The sequence below is a fragment of the Nonomuraea rhizosphaerae genome, assembly GCF_019396405.1.
GTDB lineage: Bacteria > Actinomycetota > Actinomycetes > Streptosporangiales > Streptosporangiaceae > Nonomuraea > Nonomuraea rhizosphaerae.
In genome coordinates this window covers 1-6994 of the sequence record NZ_JAHKRL010000210.1, presented here as the reverse complement: position 1 = coordinate 6994, position 6994 = coordinate 1, and the positions used below count along the sequence as shown (strand labels likewise).

General features: G+C 71.3%; 7 protein-coding genes. 4 read left to right on the top strand and 3 right to left on the bottom strand.

What is annotated here, in order from left to right; all coding sequences use genetic code 11:
• Positions 1–48: 48 nt before the first annotated feature.
• From KME77_RS10195 to KME77_RS10185, 3 genes are all read right to left on the bottom strand, one after another.
• Complete coding sequence (locus KME77_RS10195) at positions 49–441, bottom strand: hypothetical protein (RefSeq protein WP_219464750.1); 393 nt, start codon at positions 439–441, stop codon at positions 49–51.
• Positions 442–527: 86 nt separating this feature from the next.
• Positions 528–3860 (bottom strand): tetratricopeptide repeat protein, encoded by a 3333-nt coding sequence (locus KME77_RS10190; protein WP_219464748.1) that lies wholly within the window; start codon positions 3858–3860, stop codon positions 528–530.
• A 284-nt stretch (positions 3861–4144) separates the two neighbouring features.
• A complete protein-coding gene (locus KME77_RS10185; protein ID WP_219464746.1) occupies positions 4145–4837 on the bottom strand; it encodes a response regulator transcription factor in 693 nt (230 codons plus the stop codon).
• 164 nt (positions 4838–5001) lie between these two features.
• On the opposite strand from KME77_RS10185, the gene KME77_RS10180 reads away from it, so the two are divergent.
• The 4 genes from KME77_RS10180 to KME77_RS10165 all read left to right on the top strand — a co-directional run.
• On the top strand, positions 5002–5253 hold the full coding sequence (locus KME77_RS10180) for a MoaD/ThiS family protein (RefSeq protein ID WP_219464744.1): 252 nt from the start codon (positions 5002–5004) through the stop codon (positions 5251–5253).
• A gap of 74 nt (positions 5254–5327) precedes the next feature.
• A complete protein-coding gene (locus KME77_RS10175; protein WP_219464736.1) occupies positions 5328–5999 on the top strand; it encodes an LmeA family phospholipid-binding protein in 672 nt (223 codons plus the stop codon).
• Positions 6000–6036: 37 nt separating this feature from the next.
• Positions 6037–6549, top strand: a complete 513-nt coding sequence (locus KME77_RS10170; protein ID WP_219464733.1) for a sigma-70 family RNA polymerase sigma factor — start codon at positions 6037–6039, stop codon at positions 6547–6549.
• Positions 6546–6994, top strand: a 449-nt coding sequence (locus tag KME77_RS10165) for an anti-sigma factor family protein (RefSeq protein ID WP_219464731.1), incomplete at its 3' end; no start/stop codon positions are given. The genes KME77_RS10170 and KME77_RS10165, both read left to right, overlap by 4 nt.

Here is a 6994-nt window from a genome sequence, read left to right as displayed (position 1 = left end):
CCCCCCCCCCCCCCCCCCCCCCGGGGGGCCGGGCGCCCTCGCGGCCCCCTACGTCACCAGCAGCGCGGTGACGAACTGCAGCAGGTGCCAGGCCACATAGGCGCTGAGCGAGCAGAACGCCCACTCCTTGGCCCGCGAGATCCGCGACACCCACCGCAGCACCTCGGCCGGTTCGCGGCGCGGACGAGCGGACAGGCCCAGGAAGTACGCCGCCACCAGCCACGCGCTCCCCGACCCGACGGCCAGCCCGATCGAGATGGCCAGCAGTGCCTTGTCCCCCTCCGCCACGATCCCGGCCACGAACTCCGGCGAGAGCTGCCGGAACCACACCGCGATCACCCCGGCGAGCACCGCCAGCGTGATCCGCCTGTCCTTGCGCGCCTGTCGCTTGAGCGAGTTGAGGTCCCTCGTAAGCCAGCGCGGTTGACGGTGTCCGAGCATCTGGATCACCTCCGTGGAAAGTAGCTGGTGAGATCCAGCTAACGGCAGGTGTCCGCTCCCGTTCTGCGACTTCGGTTCCCCGGAATTCACGACATTTGGCGGAGTTCCCGGAGCTCGGCGGTGGCGCGTTTCAGCTCGAACACGTCGCCCACCTCCTCCAGCAGCCGCACCGCCTCCGTCAGGTGCGTCACGGCGGCGGCGCGCTCGCCGGACCGGTGCGCGATCAGCCCGAGCGCCCGCAGCGCGCACCCCAGGTCGCGGCGCGTGCCGCACATGAGGTGCACCTCCTTGGCCTGCGACGCGAACGTCAGCGCCTCCTCCGGCCGGTCCAGGTCGAGCAGGATCATCGCCAGCGTGGTCAGCGCCGCCGCCCAGCGGTCCCGGGTGCCGCTCTCGTTCTGCAGCTCGACCGTCTCCCTCGCGTACTCCAGCGCGGTGGCCGTCCTGCCCGCGACGTGCAGGGACTGCGCGATCGACAGCAGCGCGCTGGCCTTGTTGTCGCGCACCTCCTCCCTGATCGCCAGTGACGCCTTGGCCGCGCGCAGCGCGTCCTTGTGCTGGTCGAGGGAGAGGTAGGTGTAGGCGAGCGTCTCCTGCACGTCGGCCTCGGCCCGGCGGTTGCCCATGCCCTGGACGATGTCGAGCGCCTCCAGCGCGTGCACGAACGCCACCTGCGGAGCCCCCTGCCGGCGCCGTACCCGGGCCAGCCGGTTGAGCATCCGCGCCTCCACGGGCAGGTCGTTGATCTCGCGGCTGATGGCCAGCGCCTGGGTGAGGTAGTCGTCGGCGTGCAGGTAGTCGGCCAGGCGCCAGTGCACCAGGCCCATGTCGCCGAGGGTCTCGGCCCGGCCCTGCTCGTGGTGGAGCTCGCGCTGGACGGCGAGGGCCTGCTCGTAGTGTTCGAGGGCCTCGTTGTAGCGGGAGCCGTTGCGGGCGATGCGGCCCAGCGTGCACAGGGCCCGGCCGCAGCCGTGCTGGTCGCCGGTGGCGGTGTAGCCGGCGAGGGCGCGTTCGGCGTCGCGCTGGGCGTCGTGCGGCAGCCGGAGCGAGTCGTAGATCTCCGCCAGGCAGAGCAGCGTCTCGGCCTGGCTGTGCTCGTCGCCCAGGTCGTGGCAGATCGACAGCGCCTCCAGGCCCTCCGACAGGGCCGCGTTCGGCTCGCCGAGCTGCTGCTGGACCCGGGCCAGGATGATCAGGCTCTGGGCGGTCCCGTGCAGGTCGCCGAGCTGCTCGCGTACCTCCAGGGCCTGGCCGGCGTGGTGCAGCGCCAGCTCGTGCCGCTCCTGCGACAGGTGCAGGCGCGACAGGGAGTGCAGGCAGTCGGCCACCCCCGCGAGGTCGCCGATCTCCTGGTAGACCTCCAGGGCCTCGTTCGCGCACTTGAGCGCGTCGTCGCTGTTGCCGGCGATGCCGTGCACCTCGGCCAGGTCGTTCAGGGTGCGGGCGCGGCCCTCGCGGTCGCCGAGCGCGGTGAAGTCCGCCAGCGCCTCGCCGATGTGCCGCGCCGCCTGGGTGGAGGGGCCGACGTGGCGGTGGATCGAGCCGAGGTGGCTGCGCATCAGCGCGATCGCCCGCCGGTCGCCGACGGCGATCGCCGAGTTCAGTCCCGTCTGCTGGATCTCCAGGGCGTTCTGGTAGTAGCGCAGCCGCCTGAACGGCTCGAACACCGCCTCCGCCAGCCGCCACGCCGCGTGGTGCGCGCCGCTCTCCTCGGCCATCCGTACGACGGACACCAGGGAACGCCGCTCGGCCTCGAACCACTCGCGCGGCGTCCCCGAGCCGGTCGCGACGGCCAGATAGTGCTCCAGCAGCCGCACCCGCGCCTCGCGCACGCCCGCCTCGGCGTGCCTGCCCAGCTCCTCGGCCAGCCCCTTGACCAGGTCGTGCACCCGGTAGCGCGGTCCGGGCAGCGGCTCGACCAGGTAGGCCCGGTGCAGGCCCTCCACAGCGATCACCGCCTCGCTGACGGAGACGCCGAGCGCGGCGGCCAGCACCTCGGGCGTGAAGTCGCGGCCGGGCAGCAGCCCGACGTGCCGGAAGGCCCGCCGCTGCGGCGGCGTCAGCGCCTCGTAGGCCAGGTCGAGCGCGGAGCGGAACGCGTCCTCCGGGTCCCCGGAGAGCGGCTGGCGCCGGTCGGGGCCGCGCAGCTCCCGTACGCGGGACTCGACGCTCATCGTCGGGTCCTCGGCGAGCTTGGCCGCCGAGATCCGCAGCGCGAACGGATGGTAGGAGCACACCCGCGCCAGCTCGGCCAGCGCGTCGCGGTCGGCGGCCCGCGGCGACTCCTCGCCGAGCACCGCGACCAGCAGCGCGACGGCGTTGCCGGGGTCGAGCACGGGCAGGTCCATGAGGTCGGCGTGCCCGGTCGCGCGCAGCGGGGCCATCCTGGTCCTGCTGGTCACCAGGACCACGCAGTCCTTGCTGCCCGGCAGCAGTGTGCGCACCTGCGCGGGGTCGCAGGCGTTGTCCAGGACGATTAGCAGCTTGCGCCTGGCGAGCCTGCTGCGGTAGAGGAGCATCAGCTCGGCCTCGTCGGAGGCGGGCATGTGCTCACTGCTGACGCCGAGCGAGCGCAGGATCTGGCCGAGCGCCTCGGCGGGGTTCATGGGCGGCTGGCTGGGCGACTGGCCGCGCAGGTCGATCACGATCTGCCCGTCGGGGAAGCGCCCGGCCTGCTGGTGCGCCCAGCGCGTGACGAGCGCCGTCTTGCCCACGCCGGGCAGCCCCTGCACGACCATGGTGTTGGTCCGCCGAGGGCGCTCCAGCCAGGCGTTGAGCAGGTCCAGGCTGTGCTGCCGCCCGGTGAAGTCCGGCAGGTCCGCGGAGAGCTGGGCCGGTCGCGGCACCTCGCCCGCGGGCAGTGGCTCGTCCCGCATGCCGGGTTTGGTGAGGAACGGGGTGACCCGCCCCTCCCAGGGCGCCGACAGGTGCTCCCACGGCCCGGCGACGGCCCGCAGCGCCGCCGCGTCGGCGATCCGCAGTCGCCGGTATCCGGGCCGGACCAGCCAGCCCTGCCGTACCCACTGGGTGAGCTGGCGTTGCACCACGTCCGGCGCGCTGCCGACGAGGTCGGCCAGCGTCTCCATCGACAGGGGCGGCGCCGACTGGCCCGCCAGCCCGTAGCGCTCGTCCAGGTGCAGCAGCCACACGGCCAGCCGGGCCGCGACCGGGGCCCTGGCCAGGGCCTCGTGCCTGCGCGCGGCGACGTTCCTGGCGAACAGCTCCTGCACCAGAGCCGTGGCGACGGCGGTGTTGGCGGCGGCGTGCTCGCGCAGCGTCCTGACGTCGATGGGCCAGGCCCTGACCTCGGTGAGCGCGTCCACGCGAACCCGCTCGGCGGGACTCCAGAACGCCAGCTCGCCGATCAGGTCGCCGTCGGAGCGCAGGTCGTGAATTCCCTCGCGCTCGCCGCCCGGCAAATACTCCCGGGCATATCCATAATCGATGACAAAAACGCGGTTGGCTGGTCGAAATGACGAAAGAATGCTTTCATTGCGGCGGAAAACCCGGGGACGCGCGCCCTCTTCGACAAGTGCCCGAAAGATCCCCACCCCGACACCACCCCCATCCAGGGACGGCGGTGTCCACGCATAACAGCGACATGGCGACATGTGCGACGCCCTGTCACAACAGTTGACCCCCGCAGCCTGCCGGTGTCAACAGACCCCCACGCGCACCGGTCTTCTGGGAGGCCGGCGCCGCGTCACACGTGCGCCGTGTCCGCCCGGTCGGGGACGAACCGGTACCCCACGTTCCGCACCGTCCCGATCAGGGACTCGTACTCCGTCCCCAGCTTCGCCCGCAGCCGCCGGACGTGCACGTCCACCGTCCGCGTGCCGCCGAAGTAGTCGTACCCCCACACCTCCTGCAGCAGCTGCGCCCGGGTGAAGACCCGACCGGGGTGCTGCGCGAGATACTTCAGCAGCTCGAACTCCTTGAACGTCAGGTCGAGCACCCGCCCCCGCAGCCGGGCCGTGTAGGTGGCCTCGTCGATGGACAGGTCGCCGCTGCGGATCTCGTCCGGCACGTCCTCGCCGTGGCTCTGCGACATGCGCCCGGTGGCCATGCGCAGCCGGGCCTCCACCTCGGCCGGTCCCGCGCTGTCGAGCAGCACGTCGTCGACGCCCCATTCGGCGGTCATCGCCGCGAGCCCGCCCTCGGTGACGACCACCAGCAGCGGGCAGTCGATGCCGGTCGTGCGGATCAGCCGGCACAGGCTCTTGGCCTGCACCAGCTCCTTGCGCGCGTCGACCAGGACGGCGTCCGCGGGGGGCGTGTCGATCAGCGCGGAAGCCTCCGCGGGCGAGACGCGGACCGAGTGGAGCAGCAACCCCAGCGCCGGCAGCACCTCGGCGGACGGCTCGAGGGCGTTGGTCAGCAGGAGCAGGTTGCTCATTACGGCCTCCTCAAACACGCAAGGACCCGGGGGCTACGTCGCCCAGGTCCTTAGGCGAGGATATCCCACGCGTAAGTCGCGTCCATTGAGCGTCCAGCAGGTGAACAGGGCAACTCGGTGTTAACGCCGTCGCACAATGGACCTGAGCCGATTGTGAGGTGCCTATGGCCACGGGAAAGATACGTTATTGGGCTGCCGCGAAGGAAGCCGCGGGAGTGTCCGAAGAGGCGTTCGACGCGGTAACTCTTGGCGAACTCATGACCAAAATCACAGAAAACCGGGCCGAGCTGGCCCGCGTGGTGAGCCGTTCGTCGTTCCTCGTGGACGGGTCGCCGGTGGGCAAGCGGGCGTATGAGGAGGTGCTTCTGGGCGAGGGCGCCACGGTCGAGGTCCTGCCGCCCTTCGCCGGGGGGTGATGATCCTCTTTGCCAGGGCATGAGGCTTTCTGACGATAGGCTCATGAAACCCCCGCCATGAGACAGGGAGCCAGATGCGCAAGCTGCTCATTTTCCTGATCGTGCTGGTAGTCCTCCTCGCTGTCGTCGATCGGGTGGCGGTGGCGGGCGTCCAACGTGACCTCGCCAACAGGATCGCGGCGTCGGCCGACCTCAGCGGCACGCCGACGGTGACAATTGAGGGCATCCCATTTCTCACACAGGCTCTCTCCGGGCGGTATCCAGAGGTACGGTTCAATCTCGGCACCCTCACCTACGGGGGAGTGCCGGTGAAGAACCTGCAGGGCGTCGCCTACAACGTGACGGCCCCGCTGGCCGACGTCCTCCAGAACAGAGCCAACATCAAGGCCGAACGCCTGACCGTGCGCGGCACTCTGACCAAGGGGACGATCGACAAGTACGCCCCGCCCGGCGTCAAGATCTCGGGGAACGGTCAGCGACTCGTCGCGTCGGGTGAGGTGACGGTTGGGGTGAACAAGGTGAGGTTCAACGCGGAGATGGGCGTACGGGTGGCCGACGGGAGCATCATGCTGCGGGCCGAGAAGCTCGAAGGCGTGCCCCTGCCCGACAGCGTCGCGCGCCTCATCAGCTACTCCATCCCCTTCCAGGGAAAGCTGCCCTTCGACGTGAAGGTTACCGGGGTGAGAAGTGTGACCGAAGGATTGGAGTTCTCGGCCGAGGCGACTGACGTGCCGCTCCGTGGATGAAATCGAACCGGCCAGGCCCGCCGTACGTGATGAGGGTGTGACCGCAGCCGACACCGCCGACGAGGAGCTCGTCAGGACCCTCTTCGAGGAGCATGCCGGGCCGCTCTACGGGTACGTGCTGCGGCTCACCGGCGATTCGGGGCGGGCGGAGGACGTGGTGCAGGAGACGCTGCTGCGTGCCTGGCGGCATCCTGACGCGCTCGCCGGCCGTCCGATCCGGGCCTGGCTGTTCACGGTGGCCCGTAACCTCGTGGTGGACCAGCACCGCGCGCGCAGAGCACGTCCGCAGGAGACCGGCGACGAGGCGCTCGCCGTGATGCCCGCCGACGACGAGCTGGAGCGGGCGGTCGAGTCGTGGGCGGTGGCCGAGGCGCTGGCGGCGCTGCGGCCCGAGCACCGCGACGTGCTCATGGAGGTCTACTACCGGGGGAAATCGGTGAAGGAGGCGTCGGCCACGCTGGGCATCCCGCCCGGCACGGTCAAGTCGCGCACCTACTACGCGCTGCGCGCGCTCAGGCTCGCGCTCGAGGAGCGGGGGCTGGCGCCATGACGTGCGAGGAGGTACGGCTGGCACTGGGCGCCCACGCGCTCGGCGCGCTCGACTCCGACGAGGCGATGGAGATCGACACCCATCTGGCCACCTGCGAGGTGTGCGGCGCGGAGCTGCTCGACCTGGAGGGCGTCGCGTCCTTCCTGGGCAAGGTGTCGGAGCGGGACGTCGAGCTGGTGACCAGCCCTCCCCGGGCGGTGCTCGACCGCCTGCTGAACGCCCGGGCCAAGCGTCACCGGCGCGGGCGGGCGCTGCTGGCCGTGGCCGCGTCGGTCGCGGTGATGGCCCTCGGCGGGACGGTGTGGACGCTCTCCACGCAGGCGAACAACGCCGAGCAGACGGCCGCCGCGCCCGCCGCCGCCTCGCCCACGTCCCAGGTCCCGCGCGAGGCGGAGTCGAAGTCGGCGGGCGACAGCACCATGCGGGGCGCGGACAGCCCCACCCA